Source organism: Xylophilus sp. ASV27 (assembly GCF_016428875.1).
Taxonomy (GTDB): Bacteria; Pseudomonadota; Gammaproteobacteria; order Burkholderiales; family Burkholderiaceae_C; genus Xylophilus.
This window is the reverse complement of record NZ_JAELTO010000106.1, coordinates 1-15,484: the sequence shown is the minus strand read 5'-3', so window position 1 is coordinate 15,484 and position 15,484 is coordinate 1. Positions and strand designations below refer to the sequence as shown.

14 protein-coding genes and 2 pseudogenes are annotated in these 15,484 nt (G+C 68.2%); 6 read left to right on the top strand and 10 right to left on the bottom strand.

Annotated features, from left to right (window positions below; all coding sequences use genetic code 11):
* The 7 genes and pseudogenes from JHD63_RS18365 to gloB form a co-directional block, all read right to left on the bottom strand.
* A pseudogene (locus JHD63_RS18365) lies at window positions 1–104 on the bottom strand (IS5/IS1182 family transposase); the annotation flags it as partial.
* Window positions 105–435: 331 nt separating this feature from the next.
* Window positions 436–748 (bottom strand): annotated as a pseudogene (locus tag JHD63_RS24165) (transposase); the annotation flags it as partial.
* Window positions 749–840: 92 nt separating this feature from the next.
* Window positions 841–2,205, bottom strand: coding sequence for a cytochrome c (locus JHD63_RS18355; protein WP_198972251.1), 1,365 nt, complete (start codon window positions 2,203–2,205; stop codon window positions 841–843).
* Between the two features lie 11 nt (window positions 2,206–2,216).
* Window positions 2,217–3,989 (bottom strand): GMC family oxidoreductase, encoded by a 1,773-nt coding sequence (locus tag JHD63_RS18350; protein WP_198972250.1) that lies wholly within the window; start codon window positions 3,987–3,989, stop codon window positions 2,217–2,219.
* 10 nt (window positions 3,990–3,999) lie between these two features.
* A complete protein-coding gene (locus tag JHD63_RS18345; RefSeq protein ID WP_198972249.1) occupies window positions 4,000–4,728 on the bottom strand; it encodes a gluconate 2-dehydrogenase subunit 3 family protein in 729 nt (242 codons plus the stop codon).
* A gap of 142 nt (window positions 4,729–4,870) precedes the next feature.
* Complete coding sequence (locus JHD63_RS18340) at window positions 4,871–6,391, bottom strand: transglycosylase SLT domain-containing protein (protein WP_198972248.1); 1,521 nt, start codon at window positions 6,389–6,391, stop codon at window positions 4,871–4,873.
* Complete coding sequence (gene gloB / locus JHD63_RS18335) at window positions 6,388–7,161, bottom strand: hydroxyacylglutathione hydrolase (RefSeq protein ID WP_198972247.1); 774 nt, start codon at window positions 7,159–7,161, stop codon at window positions 6,388–6,390. Before gloB ends, JHD63_RS18340 begins: the two co-directional genes overlap by 4 nt.
* Window positions 7,162–7,180: 19 nt before the next feature.
* Here gloB and JHD63_RS18330 point away from each other — a divergent pair, with 19 nt between their 5' ends.
* Window positions 7,181–7,954, top strand: coding sequence for a class I SAM-dependent methyltransferase (locus tag JHD63_RS18330; protein ID WP_198972254.1), 774 nt, complete (start codon window positions 7,181–7,183; stop codon window positions 7,952–7,954).
* Window positions 7,955–7,980: 26 nt separating this feature from the next.
* Window positions 7,981–8,442, top strand: a complete 462-nt coding sequence (gene rnhA / locus JHD63_RS18325) for a ribonuclease HI (RefSeq protein WP_198972246.1) — start codon at window positions 7,981–7,983, stop codon at window positions 8,440–8,442.
* Here rnhA and mobA read toward each other — a convergent pair.
* On the bottom strand, window positions 8,439–9,056 hold the full coding sequence (gene mobA / locus JHD63_RS18320; protein ID WP_370590570.1) for a molybdenum cofactor guanylyltransferase MobA: 618 nt from the start codon (window positions 9,054–9,056) through the stop codon (window positions 8,439–8,441). The two genes, rnhA and mobA, sit on opposite strands and share 4 nt — an antisense overlap.
* Before the next feature lie 2 nt (window positions 9,057–9,058).
* A complete protein-coding gene (gene moaA / locus JHD63_RS18315) occupies window positions 9,059–10,192 on the bottom strand; it encodes a GTP 3',8-cyclase MoaA (protein WP_198972245.1) in 1,134 nt (377 codons plus the stop codon).
* A 208-nt stretch (window positions 10,193–10,400) separates the two neighbouring features.
* On the opposite strand from moaA, the gene JHD63_RS18310 reads away from it, so the two are divergent.
* Both JHD63_RS18310 and JHD63_RS18305 read left to right on the top strand, forming a co-directional pair.
* Complete coding sequence (locus JHD63_RS18310) at window positions 10,401–11,024, top strand: superoxide dismutase (protein ID WP_198972244.1); 624 nt, start codon at window positions 10,401–10,403, stop codon at window positions 11,022–11,024.
* A 36-nt stretch (window positions 11,025–11,060) separates the two neighbouring features.
* A complete protein-coding gene (locus tag JHD63_RS18305; RefSeq protein ID WP_198972243.1) occupies window positions 11,061–11,951 on the top strand; it encodes a ZIP family metal transporter in 891 nt (296 codons plus the stop codon).
* Window positions 11,952–11,973: 22 nt separating this feature from the next.
* Here the strand turns inward: JHD63_RS18305 and JHD63_RS18300 are convergent, their stop codons facing one another.
* Window positions 11,974–13,407 (bottom strand): aldehyde dehydrogenase family protein, encoded by a 1,434-nt coding sequence (locus tag JHD63_RS18300; protein WP_198972242.1) that lies wholly within the window; start codon window positions 13,405–13,407, stop codon window positions 11,974–11,976.
* A 219-nt stretch (window positions 13,408–13,626) separates the two neighbouring features.
* Between JHD63_RS18300 and ppa the strand changes: the two genes are divergently transcribed.
* On the top strand, window positions 13,627–14,166 hold the full coding sequence (ppa, locus tag JHD63_RS18295; protein WP_198972241.1) for an inorganic diphosphatase: 540 nt from the start codon (window positions 13,627–13,629) through the stop codon (window positions 14,164–14,166).
* Window positions 14,167–14,277: 111 nt separating this feature from the next.
* Window positions 14,278–15,484 (top strand): methyl-accepting chemotaxis protein (locus JHD63_RS24800; protein WP_198972240.1); only part of this gene is annotated, 1,207 nt, incomplete at its 3' end.

The following is a 15,484-nucleotide window of genomic DNA, read 5'->3' as shown; positions in this document are numbered from 1 at the left end:
ATCTCTTCCATCGTCGCCAGGAACACATCGCGTCGGGTGGGGCGGCGGTATTGCTCGAATCCGGCCTCTTGATCGGCCGCTGCTGCCAGGGTCTGTTGCTTCATCGGATCACAACGCATTCGAGCCGCCAGTGGTGGACTTGTTCAGCGTTGCCTTAATCTTACTGTGTCATAAAAGATGCTTTGCGCTTGCCCTTCCGCAGCATGGGCACTGCCCGAGACGAGCGATCAACTGATAGCTCAGTCGATGGCGCAGTGTCGTGATCGACGTCGCCACGTGGCGTTGCGCGCGCAGGACTGCCTCGGGGGACGTAATCCTCGGGAACGGCAGGCACCTGGCGTTCGATGAAGTTTTTTTTATCGCCGACAGACTTGTCGGCGACGAGGCGCTCGGCCATGAGGAACCCGTAGGCGGCGATGCTCAACGCGGCGTGATGATGGAACCCGGTGTCGTCGATGATCCACCAGCCGCGCTGACTGAAGTCCATCTTGGGCATCACCCACTGGCACACGCGACGCAGCATCTGCGTGTCGGACCACTCGGCTTTGGCGACGAAGTGGTGCAGTGCTTGGTGCCGGGCGCTGGCGTGTGTCGGGTCCACTCGCGCGGCCATGGGCTCCACGCTCTTGCGCGACAGAGGAAGCATCAGGCCCGTGCAGTAACCGCGAAGGCCCGCATGCCGGTCCACGTGACCCAGGCCTTCGCTCAGGTGCTCCAGATAGCTATCGAAGCGCTCGGCTGCATTCATCGATCCTCCAAATCGAAGTCCGGAAGATCGAATTATGATATTTATGACACAGTAAGATTAGGGGTGTGCCCGCGGGCACACTTCCATTCCCTCTAGCGCAATGCCGCCTTCTGTGTCGGTGCAACGGCCGGTGCCGGCAGGCTGCTGCGGATCTTGGCGACCTGCTGCGGCGTGACCGCAGCGGCCTGGTTGCCCCAACTGCTGCGCACGAAGCTGAGCAGGTCGGCCACATTCTGGTCGCTCAGCCGCCAGCCAAAACCGGGCATGGCCAGGGCGGACGGAGCTTCGGTGGTGTGCGGCATGGCCGAACCCTGAAGCACGAGGCGGATCAGCGAGGTCGGGTCCTTGGCCGCGACCGTGCTGCTGCGAGCCAGTGTGGGAAAGGTGCGCTGTGCGCCCTGGCCGTCCGAGCGGTGGCAGGCGCTGCAGTTGTTGAGGTAGACCAATGCGCCGGGTTGCTCGGCCTTTCCGTCGCGCAGCGCCACGGCCGTGGCATGGGCCGCCGCGGAGTCCGCTGCCGCAGCGGACTCCGCGCTGCTGTCGCCCAGCGACTTGAGGTAGGTCGCGATCGCCCCCAGGTCCTCGCGCGTCATGTACTGGGTGCTGTTGGCGACCACCTGTGCCATACGCCCGAAGGCCGCGGTCTTGCCGGTGCGGCCGGTCTTCAGGTAGTCGACGATTTCCTGCTGCGACCAGGTTGCCAGTCCCGGCTCGGCGGTGTTGCGCAGCGGCTGGGCGTACCAGCCGTCGATCACGGCGCCAGCCAGGAAGGCTTCGCCGCTCTTTTCGCTGGAGGCTTTCTCCGCGCCGGCGACGCCCCGTGGCGTGTGGCAGGCGCTGCAGTGACCCAGGCCCTGCACCAGGTAGGCGCCCCGGTTCCATTCGGCGCTCCGCGACGCATCGGCCGCGTAGGGTTGGCCCGGCAGATAGAGCAGGTTCCAGCCGGCCATCAGCCAGCGCATGCTGAACGGCCAGCGCAGTTCGGTCCGGGGGGTGTCCTGGCGGGCAGGCTGCACGCCCTTCATGAAGTAGGCATAGAGCGCCTGCAGGTCTTCGTCGTTGAGCCGGGAGAAGTTGGTATAGGGCATGGCCGGGTACAGGTAGCGGCCGTCCCTGGCCCTGCCTTCACGCAGCGCCCGCGTGAAGTCCGCCTGGCTGTATGTGCCGATACCCTGCTCCGGGTCCGGTGTGATGTTGGTGGAGATGATGGTGCCGAAGGGCGTGGCAAGCGGCAGGCCGCCGGCAAAGGGCGCGCCCTGGGGCCGCGTGTGGCAGCTGACGCAGTCGCCAGCGCGGGCCAGGTAGGCGCCACGCAGCATCTGCGGATCGTGCGGTGCCGCGGCAGCGGCATTGGCCGCCGGCGGTGTGCCGTCCTGCGCCTGGCCGAGCAGGGGCAGGGCGGCGAGGCCGCATGCCAGGGCCAGCAGTACTGGGCGGGAAGGATGCGAGAGGGCCATCGTCGTCTCCTTCAGGCCAGGGCGCCGGGGCTCTTCAGGTACTGCTCGCGGATCGCCTTGGCCGCCCAGTAGGCGAGGGCGCCGACCATGCCGGTCGGGTTGTAGCCGAAGTTCTGCGGGAAGGCGCTGGCCCCCATGACGAAGACGTTGGGCACGTCCCAGGTCTGCAGGTAGCGGTTCACGGCGCTGGTGCTGCGGTCGGTGCCCATGGGCGCGCCTCCGGTGTTGTGGGTGGACTGGTAGACGCGCAGGTCGTAGTGGTCGCCAGGTTTCCGGAAGGCGAGCTGCATCTGCGTGGGCCCCATGGCTTTGGCGATGCCCTCGACCTTGCTGCCGATGAACTGCGTCATGGCGATGTCGTTGGCCTTCCAGTCGAAGGTCATGCGCAGCAGCGGCTGGCCGTAGACATCCTTGTAGGTCGGGTCCAGGTCCAGGTAGTTGTCCCGGTAGCTCATGACCGAGCCCTGGCTGCCGACGCTGGTAGTGTAGAGGTAGTTGTCCTTGATGGCACGCTTCCAGGCGGCGCCCCAGGTCGGGGTGTCGGCGGGCACACTCATCTGCTGGATCGGACGGCCGCCGGTGTTGATGCAGTTGATGGTGGCACCGCCGATGAAGCCCAGCGGCCCGTGGTCGAAGTTGTCGCCGTCGAAGTCGTCGATCACGGTGCCGCTGGCGCCCGCGCCGACGAAGGGATTCATCGGCTGGCTCTTGTCGAAGAACAGCGTGGCGCCGCCGTTGATCTGGTAGGCGTAGTTGCGCCCGACCACGCCGCGGCCGGTGGCCGGGTCGTACTTCTCGCCGATGTTGGACAGCAGCAGCAGGCGCACGTTGTGGAACTGATAGGCGCACAGGATGACCAAGTCGGCCGGCTGCTCGACTTCGTTGCCCTGGGCGTCGATGTAGGTGACGCCGGTCGCGCGCTTGCCGTCCGGCGCCATGTTCACGCAGATCACGTGCGAGCGCGTGCGCAGCTCGAAGTTGGGACGGTGCAGCAAGGTCGGCAGCAGCGTGGTCTGCGGAGATGCTTTGGCGTACATGTAGCAGCCGTAGCGCTCGCAGAAGCCGCAGAAGTTGCAGGGCCCGAGCTGGGCTCCGTGCGGATTGGTGTAGGCACGCGAGGCGTTGGCCGCGGCCTGCGGGAAGGGGTGATAGCCCAGCTCGCGCGTGGCCTTCTCGAACAGCAATGCGCTGTTGATGGAGGCCAGCGGCGGCAGCGGGAATTCGCTGCTGCGCGCGCCCTCGAACGGGTTGCCGCCGGGCTGGATCTGGCCGCGCAGGTTGCCGGCCTTGCCGGAGATGCCGCAGACCTTCTCGAACTGGTCGAAGAAGGGCTCCATCTCCTCGTAGCTCACGCCCCAGTCCTGCAGGTGCATGTCCGCGGGAATGAAATTCCTGCCATAGCGCTCCTCGTAACGGCTTCGGATGCGAAGGTCGTCGGGCAGCGGACGCCAGTGGTGGCCGTTCCAGTGCACGCCGGCGCCGCCCACGCCGTCGCCCGGCAGGAAAGAACCCAGTTGCCGGTAGGGAACGGCCACTTCGCCCGGGGTGTGGCGTACCGTCACGGTCTCTCTGGCCAGGTTCTGGAACAGCTTGCCGCGGATGCCGTAGGACAGCTCGTCCGTGATGCGCGGATAGGCGAAGTCGGGGTTGGTGTCGCGCATCTCGCCGCGTTCCAGCGCCAGCACCTTGAGGCCTGCGGCGGTGAGTTCCATGCCCATGATGGCACCGGTCCAGCCGAAGCCGACCAGCACCGCGTCCACGGCGGGATTCTTCTGTGTGGCCATGCTGCCCTCCTCAGCCTTGCGGCCCGCTGATGCTGACGGGCGGCAGCGGGTAGGCCACGCCGGGGCGTCCGACCCAGTCGGCAAAGTCCGCGCGGGCGCCGGGGAATCCGATCATCTTCCAGGCTGCGGCGTTCTTGTTGCCGCCGTGGATCGGGTCGCTCAGGTAGCCCTCCTTGGTGTTCTGCAGCAGGAAGCCGAAGAACGTCGTGGCCGAGATGCCGTCCAATGCCACCTCGCCGGACTCCAGGCCCTTGAGCACCTGGTCCTGCTGCCCGGTGTCGAGCTGGGCAAAAGCCTTGCCCTCGAAGGTTCTCTTGCAGTACGCGTCGCACGCCTCGATACCGGCGCGGTAGACGTCGCGCGGCGGCAGCTTGCCCTGGTAGCCGAACTCGGGCGGGGACTCGACGAAGGGGCCCTGCATGTACCAGAGGGCCGCGTGGCCGAAGGCCGCATCCATCTGACGGTCGATGAACTCCGGCACGCCGGCTTCGATGGCGCCCGGGACGGTGTCGTCGGCCGGGATCAGGCGCGCCACCGCGGCCTGGACGAACGCCCACTCCGGTGCGCTGAAGAAGGAGGGCGAGTAGGGCGTGGACGGCGCAGCAGTGGCCTCTGCAGGGGGCGGGACGGCGGAGGCGGTCGGGGTTTGTTGTGTACAGCCGGCGCTGCTGAGCGCGGCGACCGGCACGATGGCGATCGAATGGCGCAGGAACCCGCGCCGGGCGTTGTCGTGGGGCATGACCGTTCCTTGTGGACGGCACTGGAGGCCGTCTGCTGTATGGCTGCGAAAAACCACAGCCATCGTAGGGAAAGGAACGGAAGGCGGCCTGTGCGCCTTATGCGATGGGGGCTGTCAGCAATTGCCTTCAGTTACCCCGCGTTCAGCGCCGTTTGGGCGCAGCGGCGCTTGCTCTGGCAACGGCGCGGTTCGGGCTGGCGGCCGGCTTCCGGCCCGCGGAGCCATGGCTGGCGGCGCGGGGTACGTGTGCCTTGGTGCCTACGGACACCGGAAGGTAGACCACCAACTGCTCGCCATAGCGAAAAGTGGTGCCGGACTTCACGTCGTTCCAGGTCGCGACGTCGGCCGGGGTGACGCGGTAGCGCTGCGCCACCGTCGTGACGGTATCGCGTTTGCGCGCCTTGACCAGGGTGCGCCGGGTGACGACCTCGGGCGCCAGCGCCAGCCGCCCGTTGTCGGCCAGTTCGACCGCCACGTCCTCCTGCAGCTTGGCCGAGCGCGGCACCACCAGTGCCGAGCCGGCCTTGATCAGCATGCGCGGCGGTATGTTGTTGATCTGCCGCAGGTCGGCCGCGTCCATGCCGAAGCGCGCGGCGGCCGCGGCCACGGTCATGGTGCTGGGCGCGGTCCAGGCGGTCCAACTGGCGTACTGGCCATCGGCATAGGCCTCCAGGTTGCGGCGAAAGATCGCGGCGTTGTCCCAGGGCAGCAGGATCTGCGGCGTGCCGGCGGCGAAGATCACCGGTTGGTGCAGGGACGGATTGAGCTCCTTGAAGTCCTTGAGTGCCACGTCGGCCAGCTTGGCGGCCAGCGCCACGTCGATGTCGCGCGTGATGTCCACCGTCTGGAAGTAGGGGTGGTTCTCGATCAGGGGCAGCTCCGTGTTGAACGTCTCCGGGTGTGCCACGATGTTCTTCACCGCCTGCAGCTTGGGCACGTAGTAGCGTGTCTCGTTGGGCATGGACAGGTCGCTGTAGGTGGTGGGCAGGCCCAGCTTCGCGTTCTTGGCGATGGCGCGGCTCACGCTGCCTTCTCCCCAGTTGTAGGCCGCCAGCGCCAGTTGCCAGTCGCCGAACATGCCGTAGAGCTTCTGCAGGTAGTCTAGCGCCGCCCGGGTCGAGGCCAGCACGTCGCGGCGGTCGTCGCGGAACAGGTTCTGCTTGAGCTGGTAGTCGCTCCCGGTGGCCGGCATGAACTGCCACATGCCCGCTGCCTTCGCGCTGGAGACCGCCTGCGGGTTGAAGGCGCTCTCGATGAAAGGCAGCAGGGCGAGTTCGGTCGGCATGCCGCGACGCTCGAGTTCCTCGACGATGTGGAACAGGTACTTGCGCGAGCGCTCGGTCATGCGCTGCATGTAGTCCGGCCGTGAGGCGTACCACTGCTCGCGGTCGCGTACCAGGTCGCTGTCCAGGTCCGGCATGGCGAAGCCCCGGCGGATGCGTTCCCACAGGTCGGCCGGCGGCGCTAGCTGGGCGACGTCATGCGGATGGATCCTGCCTGCCGTGATCGGCTGCAGCGGGCCTGCCGGCACCATCGGGGTTCGGGAGGCGGTGGGCGGCGCGGACGATCCGGTCGAGGATCCTGCAGTCTGGGGAGAGGGGGCAGTGGCGCAGCCGGTGAGGAACAGGGCCAGGGCGAGCCAGACGGCGGTAATCAGCTTCATCGGAATTCGTTCTTCCATTGGCGCAGGATGGCAAAGATGCCTTCCTCGTCGTGGGGGGCCGAGGGTGAGTGGCGCTGCGCCGCATGGGCGACGGCATCGGTACGGCTTCTCAGAAATGGGTTGACTTGGCGCTCGAGCGCGATGGTGGAGGGCAGCGTGGGCCTTCCTGCGGCGCGCAGGCTTTGGCAGCGGGCCGCGTAGTCGGCCAGCGCCGCATTGCCGGGTTCCACGGCAAGGGCGAAGGCCAGGTTGGCCAGCGTGTACTCGTGTCCGCAGCACACGCGCGTGTCGCCCGGCAGGGCGGCCAACGCGTCGAGCGAGGCCAGCATCTGCGCCGGCGTTCCTTCGAACAGGCGGCCGCAGCCGCCGGAGAAAAGCGTGTCGCCGCAGAACAGCACCGGCGCGCCGCCCGCATACGCACACCAGAAGGCAATGTGCCCGGCGGTATGGCCGGGCACATCGAGGACAGAGAAGCGCAGTCCCAGCGCTTCGGCCGCGCCGCCCTGTGACAGGCGGATGGCCGGCTCCGGTACGGCCTCATGGGCCGGTCCGAACACCTGCGCTCCGGTGGCCTCGCGCAGCACCGCCACGCCGCCGGTGTGATCGTGGTGATGGTGGGTGACTAGAATCGCGTCGAGTTGCAGACCGTGGGCCTGCAGTGCCTCGAACACCGGCCCGGCTTCGCCCGGGTCGACCACCACGGCCCGCTGCCTTTCGTGCAGCATCCAGATGTAGTTGTCGTTAAAGGCGGGCAGCGGTTCCAAGGTCATGAGCGACGAAATTATAGGTTTGCACCCCTGGTTTTCCACCCCCCCGGGGCGTTACCTGCTGCAATGGGAGCAAGAGTGCTTCGATCAGGCAGTGGCCAACCTGTTCGGGTACCACGGCGTGCAGCTGGGGCTGCCGCTGCTCGAGGGTCTGCGGACCAACCGCATGCCGCATCGCTGGCTGGTGGGCACCCGCAGCGAGCCGGTCCCTGGCGAGGATGCCTTCGCCGCACCCGCTTTGGTGGCGCAATCCAGCGCCTTGCCCTTTGCCGCGGGCAGCCTGGACCTGGTGCTGTTGCCCCATGCACTGGAGACCAGCATCGATCCGCATGCCACTCTGCGCGAGGTGGAGCGGGTGCTGATGCCCGAGGGCCGCGTGATCATCTGCGGGCTCAATCCGGTGAGCTTCTGGGGGCTGAAGGAGCGCCGCGCGCGGCTGGCCCGGCGTTTCGGCCTGGGCCGGCACTATCTGCCCGGCGAGGTCGACTTCATCGGCTACTGGCGGTTGCGCGACTGGCTGCGCCTGCTGTCGTTCGAAGTGGAATCGGTACAGTTCGGCTGTTGGCGTCCCGCGGTGCGTAGCCAGCGCTGGCTCGATCGCCATGCCTGGCTGGACCGGGCGGGCGACCGCTGGTGGCCGATCTTCGGCGCCGCTTACTTCGTCGTCGCCGTCAAGCGCGTGTATGGCATGCGCCTGCTGGAGCCGGCCTGGAAGAGGGTGTCTGTGCGCGCGGCCGCCAGTCCGGCGTCGGTGGCGAGCCGCGGGCCCGTGACGCCGCCATCATCGCGCTTCTGAAACATTGCTACAAAGAGTCTTTCCTTTTGAATCACGTTGACATCTATACCGACGGTGCCTGCAAAGGCAATCCCGGCCCTGGCGGCTGGGGCGTGCTGCTGAAGTCCGGCATGACCGAGCGGGAGCTTTTCGGCGGCGAACGCCTCACCACCAACAACCGCATGGAGATGACGGCCGTGATCGAGGGCCTGTCTGCGCTCAGGCGCCCCTGCGACGTCACGCTCTACATCGACAGCCAGTATGTGCTCAAGGGCATCACCGAGTGGATCCACGGCTGGAGGGCGCGCGGCTGGCGCACCGCCAGCAAGGAGCCGGTGAAGAACGTCGAACTGTGGCAGCGCATCGACGAACTGGTGCAGAACTCGGGCCACAAGATCGAATGGCGCTGGGTGCGGGGCCACAACGGAGACCCGGGCAACGAGCGCGCCGACCAGCTCGCCAATCTGGGCGTCGACGTGGCGCTGGGGCGCATTCCGGCGCCGGGTTAGCGCGCCGCCGCTTCCAACGCGTCCAGCTCTTCGAGCGTATTGGCGTTGGCAAACGCCAGCGCATGGTCCCGGGGCGGACCGAAGGGTACCTGCACCGCGTCTTGCAGGGCGGCCCATTCCCCGACCTTGCGGCCGCCCTGGGCCAGATAGTGCGCCAGCGCGGGCGCCAGCCGGGCGGCCATCAGGCAGAACACCGGTTGCAGGCGCGGCGCGGCGGCGGAGGCGGCGCGGGCCGTGACCACGGCCATGCCGCTCGGCGCGGCGGCGGCCAGCTGGGCCACCAGGTCCAGCGGGAAGAGCGGGCTGTCGCAGGGCACCGTGACCAGCCAGCCGGTGCGGCAGTGCTGCAGCCCGGCCAGCATGCCGGCCAGCGGGCCGGCAAAGTCCGGCGCCGCATCGGCCACCACCGCATGGCCCCAGGCGGCGTAGTCCGCCGTGTGACGGTTGGCATTGACCAGCAACGCCCCGGTTTGCGGAGCCAGGCGCTGCAGCGCACGCAGCGCCAGCGGCTGGCCGCGAAAGGGCTGCAATCCCTTGTCGAGGCCGCCCATGCGGCTGCCGCGACCGCCTGCGAGCACCAGGCCGGTGATGTCGTCCTGGGAGATGGCGGCCACGGCTAGCCGCCGATGTAGCTCATCTCGACGCGCCGGGCCGCGTTGGCCGTGTCGGGCGCCTGGGTCGCGCGCAGTTCGGAGTAGCGGTCGCTGCGGCCCTGCCAGATGCCGGCGATGGCCGCGGCGATGTCCTCGTCCGCCGCGCCGCCGCGCAGCAGGGCGCGCAGGTCATGGCCCTGGCTGGCGAACAGGCACAGGAAGAGCCGGCCTTCGGTGGAGAGGCGGGCGCGGTTGCAGTCGTGGCAGAAGGCCTGGGTCACGCTGCTGATGACGCCGATCTCGCCCAGCGCCGGGTCGTGTACGCCGGCCTGGGCATGGCCCCAGCGCTGCGCGGTTTCGCCCGGCTGCGCCGCCTGCAGCGGCACCAGCGGCAATTCGGCGCGCAGCCGGGCGATCAGCTCGGCCGAGGGCAGCACTTCGTCCAGCCGCCAGCCGTTGGTGGCGCCGACGTCCATGTACTCGATGAAGCGCAGCACCACGCCGGTACCGCGGAAATGCCGCGCCATCGGCAGGATCTCCTGCTCGTTGGTGCCGCGCTTGACCACCATGTTGACTTTCACCGGCCCGAGGCCTGCCGCCAGCGCGGCGTCGATGCCGCGCAGTACTTCGGCGACAGGAAAATCCGCGTCGTTCATGCGGCGGAACACGGCGTCGTCCAGGCCGTCGAGGCTCACCGTCACGCGCCGCAGTCCGGCGTCGCGCAGCGCGCGGGCCTTGCGCGCGAGCAGCGAGCCGTTGGTGGTCAGGGTGAGGTCGGCCGGCAGGCCCTCGGGCGTGCGCAGCGCGGCCAGTTGCGCCACCAGCCGCTCCAGGTCCTTGCGCAGCAGGGGTTCGCCGCCGGTGAGCCGGATCTTGCGCACGCCCTGCGCCAGGAACAGCCGCGCGAGCCGGCTGATCTCCTCGAAGCTCAGCAGCGCCGCATGGGGCAGGTAGGGGTAGTCCTTGCCGAACACCTCCTTGGGCATGCAATAGCCGCAGCGGAAGTTGCAGCGATCGGTCACGCTGATGCGCAGGTCGCGCAGCGGCCGCCCGAGCCGGTCGTGCAGGCGCTCACCCGGGGTGCCGCGCGGCACCGCGCCGGTGCGGCCGGGGCGCAGGTCCTGCAGGGCGATGGCATGCACGGTGGATCGGGACATGCTGCGATTGTGCCGATGTAGGGTCGGCGCGTGCCATGGGCGCGCAATGACCCCGACCGCCGACCGCCGGCCGGTGCCGGCAGATTGCGGCCCCGGCCTTCAGAAAAGATGGCCAAAGCATGTTAAAAGTCAAAGGTTCGCGGTACGTCGATCCGTTCTGCCGTGCCGCGGGTGCAGTCTTTTCCACCCATCCACATGGAGTTTCCCGATGGCCTATACCCTTCCCGCCCTTCCCTACGCCTACGACGCCCTGGAGCCGCACGTCGATGCGCAGACGATGGAGATCCACTACACCAAGCACCATCAGGCGTATGTCAACAACCTGAACGCCGCCGTCAAGGACACGCCCCATGACGGCAAGCCGGTCGAGGAACTGCTGGCATCGCTGGAGTCGCTGCCCGAAGGCATCCGCATGGCGGTGCGCAACAACGGCGGCGGCCACTACAACCACAGCCTGTTCTGGACCGTGATGGCGCCGGCCAAGGGCAGCAAGCCCGAGGGCGACCTGGCCAAGGCCATCGACAGCGACCTGGGCGGCTTCGACGCCTTCAAGGAAGCCTTCACCAAGGCGGCCATCAGCCGCTTCGGCAGCGGCTGGGCGTGGCTCAGCGTGGACAAGAACGGCAAGCTGGTGGTGGAGAGCAGCGCCAACCAGGACAGCCCGCTGGTGCAGGGCGTGGGCTCGGGCAATACCGCGATCCTGGGCCTGGACGTGTGGGAGCACGCCTACTACCTCAAGTACCAGAACCGCCGGCCCGAGTACATCGCGGCGTTCTTCAACGTGGTGAACTGGCCCGAAGTCGCCCGCCGCTACGCCGCGGCCAAGGGCTGATCTCCCGTCGCCACGCGCTTGCGCAGAGCCTTCTTCATGCCGCAATCCCGTTCCGTGATGCAGTCGCTGCGCAGGCTGCCCGTGCTGGGCGTCGCCATTGGCTGCCTGCTGCTGGTGGTGCTGGGGACGCAGTCCTGGCGCTTCATCAGCGCCAGCCCGGTCATCGGCGATGCCTTTGCCGGCGGCATGGTGGCGGCGCTGGCGACGGCGCTCGGTACCTTGCCGGTGCTGTTCTCGCAGCGCCTGTCGGACCGCACGCAGGACACGCTGTTCGGCTTTGGCGCGGGGGTCATGCTGGCGGCCTGTGCGTTCTCGCTGATCATTCCGGGCATCGCGGCGGCCAAGCTCGCGGGCCATGGCCCCTGGGGCGCGGGCGGAGTGATCGGCACGGCCATCCTGCTCGGGGGCGCCATGCTGCTGCTGATGGAGCGGCTGGTGCCGCACGAGCATTTCATCAAGGGCGTCGAGGGCCAGAGCACGCGCACGCTGCGCCGCACCTGGCTGTTCGTCTTCGCCATTGCGTTGCACAACCTGCCCGAGGGCCTGGCCATCGGCGTCGGCTTTGCGGGCAACGACGCCTTGCGCGCCAGTGCGCTGGCCACCGGCATTGCGATCCAGGACGTTCCCGAAGGGCTGGTGGTGGCCGTGGCCCTGCTGGCCGCCGGCTACAGCCGCAAGCTCGCCGTGGGCCTGGGCATGGCCTCCGGCCTGGTCGAGCCGGTGGGCGCGGTGCTGGGCGCGGCGGTGATCGAGTACTCCACCGGCCTGCTGCCCTGGGGCCTGGGCTTCGCTGCCGGGGCCATGCTGTTCGTCATCAGCCACGAGATCATCCCCGAGTCGCATCGCAAGGGCCACGAGGTCTGGGCGACGGGCGGGCTGATGATCGGCTTCGTGCTGATGATGCTGCTCGACACGGCGCTGGGCTGAAGCCCGCCCTTGCGCTCGGCCGTCAGCCGTGGCGGATGGCCACGGTCTTGAGGGTGGTGAAGCCGTACAGCGCCTCGAAGCCCTTTTCACGCCCGTAGCCCGAGGACTTGACTCCGCCGAAGGGCAGTTCCACGCCGCCGCCGGCGCCGTAGTTGTTGATGAAGACCTGGCCGCTGCGGATGCGCCGGGCCATGCGGAACTGGCGCGCGCCGTCGCGCGTCCAGACGCCGGCCACCAGGCCGAAGTCGGTGCCATTGGCGAGCTGCGCCGCGTGGTCCTCGTCGCGGAAGGACATGGCGGCCAGCACCGGGCCGAAGACTTCCTCCTGCGCCAGGCGGTGCCCGGGCGGTACGTCGCGCAGCAGCGTGGGAGCCTGGTAGTAGCCGGTCTCGGGCGCCTCGTCCACCACCGTGCCCTGCGCCACCATGGGGATGCCCGCCACCTGCGCGTCCGACAGGAAATCCCAGACCCGCTGCTGCTGCGTCTGCCGGATCAGCGGGCCCACGTCCAGGTCCATCGCGGCCGGGCCCACGCGCAGCGCCTCGAAGGCGTGGCCCAGCCGCTCCAGCAGGGGCTCGTAGACCGACTGTTCCACCAACAGGCGCGAGCCGGCCGAGCAGGTCTGCCCGGCGTTCTGCACGATGGCGTTGACCAGCGTGGGCAGGGCCGCGTCCAGGTCGGCGTCGGCGAAGACGATCTGCGGGCTCTTGCCGCCCAGCTCCAGCGTCACCGGGCAATGGCGCTCGGCGGCGGCCTGCTGGATCAGCGTGCCGACCTTGGGGCTGCCGGTGAAGCTGATGTGGTCGATGCCCTCGTGCCGCGCCAGCGCGTCGCCCACCTCATGGCCGTAGCCGGTGACGATGTTGATCGCGCCGGCCGGGAAGCCGACTTCGGCCGCGAGCTGCGCCACGCGGATCAGCGAGAGGCAGGCGTCCTCCGAGGGCTTGACCACGCAGACGTTGCCCGCGGCCAGCGCGCCGCCGACGCTGCGGCCGAAGATCTGCATCGGGTAGTTCCAGGGGATCACGTGGCCGGTGACGCCGTGCGGCTCGCGCCAGGTGAACACGCTGTAGCCGTGCTGGTAGGGCAGGGTCTCGCCGTGCAGCTTGTCGCAGGCGCCGGCGTAGAACTCGAAGTACCGGGCCAGCGCCCGCGCATCGGCACGGGCCTGGCGCGTGGGCTTGCCGCAGTCGCGCTGCTCGATGGCGGCAAGCTCCTCGGCGTGGGCGGCGACCGCCTCGGCCAGCGCCATCAGCAGGCGGCCGCGCTCGGCCGCGCTGCTGCGGCTCCAGACCGCGTCGTAGCACTGGCGCGCGGCCTGCACGGCGCTGTCGACATCCTGCGCATCGCCGCGCTGGATCTCGTCATAGGGCTGCCCGTCCGACGGATCGATGACCGGCAGCATGCGGCCGGAAGACGAGGGCAGGGCGGCGTTGGCGATGAAGTGGTATTGCATGCGCTGCATTGTGCCGGGACGCCGCGCTGCATGCTGGTCCTTGGATGACGAACAAAAAACCGATGAAGCCCATATCATTCCTTGGTTTTGTGCTACTAAAAATGTAGCGTCACGCCAGTTGCGTACGGCAGCCGCACCCGGTCAGTAGAATTCCGCGCTGCTTCCTCCCGTCCACTGCATCACTGGCGTGGGCCCCTTCATCCCTTCTGCGAAACCTCCATGTCCCTCGACAAAGTCAGCCCCGGCAAGAACGCTCCCGACGTCTTCAACGTCGTCATCGAAATCTCGATGAACTCCGATCCGGTGAAATACGAGGTGGACAAGGAAAGCGGCGCGGTGTTCGTCGACCGCTTCCTGACCACGGCCATGCACTACCCGACCAACTATGGCTATGTGCCGCAGACGCTGTCGGGCGACGGCGACCCGGTCGACGTGCTGGTGATGACGCCCTTCCCGCTGCCGCCGGGCGTGGTCGTGCCCTGCCGCCCGATCGGCATCCTGATGATGCAAGACGAAGCCGGCGTGGACGGCAAGGTGCTGGCCGTCCCCACCGAGAAGCTGCTGCCCATCTACAGCCACTACCAGAAGCCCGAGGACATCCACCCGCTCATCCTCCAGCAGATCAGCCATTTCTTCGAGCACTACAAGGACCTGGAAGCCGGCAAATGGGTCAAGGTCACCGGCTGGGAAGGCGTGGACGCGGCCCGCAAGGAAGTGGCCGACGGCATTGCCAGCTACCGCAGCCGCAAGCCGGCCTGATCCCGTTCGCCGTCGCGCTGGAGCAGTGCTCGCCGGATTGTTGACGGATGTCCTGGCGCGCTCGCGAGGGCGTTGTACGATCATTGAATTTTTTGCGGAATGTGGTGCGTCATGAAAATTGCCAATTGGAAGATTGGGTCGAAGCTGGCGCTGGCCTATGGCCTGATGCTGCTGCTGATGCTGGGCATGGGCGGCATCGCCCTGGGGTCGCTGGCGCGGATCAACGGCAACGTGGCGGAGATCGCCGGCCACTGGCTACCCACCGTGGAGGCCCTGAACGACATACGCGTGAACGCGAACCGGCTGCGGCTGGTCGAAGGCAACCTGGTCGCGTCGCGCACCCAGGAAAAGCGCGACGTGCAGATCGGCGCCTTGGCCGCCCGGCGCAAGGCGCTGGCCGACGCGGAGGCAGCCTACCTGGCCACGACCAGGCAGGGAGAAGAAGCGCAGCTCTATCGTGAATACGAGCAGCAGCGCGACGCCTACCTCAAGGCCATGGACGACGTGGTCGGCCTCGTCCGCGCCAACAGCGGCGATGCGGGCCAGGACGAAATCAGCCAGCGCTTCGTCGAGGGCTCCGGCGTTGCCTTCGAGGGCTTCGTGCAGTCCATCGCCAAGCTCGCCGCGATCAACATCCGCGGTGCGAACAACTCCCGCTCCGTGGCCGAGGAAACCTACAGCCAAGTGCAGATGGGCGTGATCGGCTTCGTCCTGGCGGGCTTCATCGTCAGCGGGCTGGTGGCCATGTGGATGACCCGCCTGATCACCCGGCCCTTGCGCAGTGCCATGCACGCCTCGGAGCAGATCGCCGCCGGCAACCTGACGGTGGAGGTGGATGTGCGCGGCAAGGACGAGGTCGGGCAGTTGCTCACGGGCCTGATGCATATGCGCGACAGCCTGGCCAAGGTGGTGGGCGGAGTGCGCGCCAACGCCGAAGGCGTGGCCACGGCCAGCGCGCAGATCGCCCAGGGCAACAACGACCTGTCCGCGCGCACCGAGCAGCAGGCCTCGGCACTCGAAGAAACCGCCGCCTCCATGGAGCAACTGGGCTCCACCGTGCGCCAGAACGCGGACAACGCGCGCCAGGCCAACCAGCTGGCGCAGAACGCCTCGAGCGTGGCGGTCAAGGGCGGCGACGTGGTGACCCAGGTGGTGGGCACCATGAAGGAGATCAACGACAGCTCGCGGCGCATCGCCGACATCATCGGCGTCATCGACGGCATCGCCTTCCAGACCAACATCCTGGCGCTCAACGCCGCGGTGGAGGCCGCGCGCGCGGGCGAGCAGGGCCGCGGCTTTGCCGTCGTCGCCGCCGAAG

What these genes read in the sequence shown, in the direction of transcription:
- JHD63_RS18305 (WP_198972243.1), top strand. Translation starts at nt 11,061, where the DNA reads ATGCCGCAATCCCGTTCCGTGATGCAGTCGCTGCGCAGGCTGCCCGTG.
- gloB (WP_198972247.1), bottom strand. Translation starts at nt 7,161, where the DNA reads ATGACCTTGGAACCGCTGCCCGCCTTTAACGACAACTACATCTGGATG.
- JHD63_RS18300 (WP_198972242.1), bottom strand. Translation starts at nt 13,407, where the DNA reads ATGCAATACCACTTCATCGCCAACGCCGCCCTGCCCTCGTCTTCCGGC.
- JHD63_RS18340 (WP_198972248.1), bottom strand. Translation starts at nt 6,391, where the DNA reads ATGAAGCTGATTACCGCCGTCTGGCTCGCCCTGGCCCTGTTCCTCACC.
- JHD63_RS18350 (WP_198972250.1), bottom strand. Translation starts at nt 3,989, where the DNA reads ATGGCCACACAGAAGAATCCCGCCGTGGACGCGGTGCTGGTCGGCTTC.
- ppa (WP_198972241.1), top strand. Translation starts at nt 13,627, where the DNA reads ATGTCCCTCGACAAAGTCAGCCCCGGCAAGAACGCTCCCGACGTCTTC.
- JHD63_RS18310 (WP_198972244.1), top strand. Translation starts at nt 10,401, where the DNA reads ATGGCCTATACCCTTCCCGCCCTTCCCTACGCCTACGACGCCCTGGAG.
- moaA (WP_198972245.1), bottom strand. Translation starts at nt 10,192, where the DNA reads ATGTCCCGATCCACCGTGCATGCCATCGCCCTGCAGGACCTGCGCCCC.
- JHD63_RS18355 (WP_198972251.1), bottom strand. Translation starts at nt 2,205, where the DNA reads ATGGCCCTCTCGCATCCTTCCCGCCCAGTACTGCTGGCCCTGGCATGC.
- JHD63_RS18345 (WP_198972249.1), bottom strand. Translation starts at nt 4,728, where the DNA reads ATGCCCCACGACAACGCCCGGCGCGGGTTCCTGCGCCATTCGATCGCC.